1 protein-coding gene is annotated in these 1158 nt (G+C 66.1%); it reads right to left on the reverse strand.

Annotated features, from left to right (window positions below):
- Positions 1–1158, reverse strand: a 1158-nt coding sequence (locus U1872_RS22215; protein WP_332795047.1) for a mechanosensitive ion channel family protein, incomplete at both ends; no start/stop codon positions are given.

Raw genomic sequence — 1158 nt, forward strand, 5'->3', positions numbered from 1 at the left:
TCGATGAACACCTTGGGCTCGGGATCGTCGAGCACCTCGTGCTTCTCGGCGAATGCCGCGAACAACATGGTCCGCACCGCGTCCAGATCCTCCTCGAGCGGTACCGAGAATTGAAGCTGGATACGGCCGATCGGCGCGGCCAGCGTCATGTTCTGGATCGTCTTGGTGATCAGCTCCGAGTTCGGCACGATCAGCGTCGATCGGTCCGCGACCTGGATCTCGGTCGAGCGGACGTTGATCCGTTTCACGTCGCCCTCCATGTTGCCGATCCGGACGAGATCGCCGATCTTCACCGGGCGCTCGGCGAGCAGGATCAGGCCCGAGACGAAGTTCTGCGTGATTGCCTGGAGGCCGAAGCCGATCCCGACCGACAGCGCGCCGAGCACTACCGCGAGCTTCTCCATGCCGATGCCGAGCGCGCCGAGCGACCACAGCACCGCGGCGATGATCCCGGCATAGCGCGCGACCATCGTCACCGAATTCTGCGCGCCCGCATCCATCGCGGTGGTCGGGAGGTAGCTATTCACCAGCCAATGCTGCAGACCGCGCAAGATCGCCAGCGCGACGAACAGCACCGCGATCGAGCGGAGCACCGCGCCCGGCGAGATCGTGATCTGGCCGATCGTGACGCCGTTCGCGACCGTTCCGAACAGCTCGAACGCCGAGCCGACGCCTGCCCCGAACGGCGCCATCACCGCGCCGACCGCGAGCATGATCAGCAACAGCCGCAATACCGCCGACAGCAGCACGCCGATCTGGTCGACGGTCTTGTTGTCGACGCCGAAGCCGCTGTTTGCCGAGCGTCCGAGGCGGTTGCCGCTCGACAGCAACGTGCGGCACGCATCGTCGGTGAAGGTCATCATCAGGTACAAGGTCGCACCGACGATCGCGCCCCACAGCAGCCACGTCGCGACCTTCAGCGCGAAGTTCACATAACCGATCAGCCCGGCGACGAGCGTGACGAGCAGCACCAGCCAGACGAGCGTCGCGACGATCGCCAGCAAGGTATTGCGCGCGGGCTTCGTCGGATCGGGCAGCGCGGCGGCGCGCAGGCGTCCGAGCGTCACCAGGACCGCACCGATCAGGACGATGTGCAGCAGCGCGACGACTGCGTTGGCGGCGCTCGATGCTGGCGCGCTGATGCCGATCAGCGCGTTG

The sequence above is a fragment of the Parasphingomonas frigoris genome, assembly GCF_036663815.1.
Taxonomy (GTDB): Bacteria; Pseudomonadota; Alphaproteobacteria; order Sphingomonadales; family Sphingomonadaceae; genus Sphingomonas.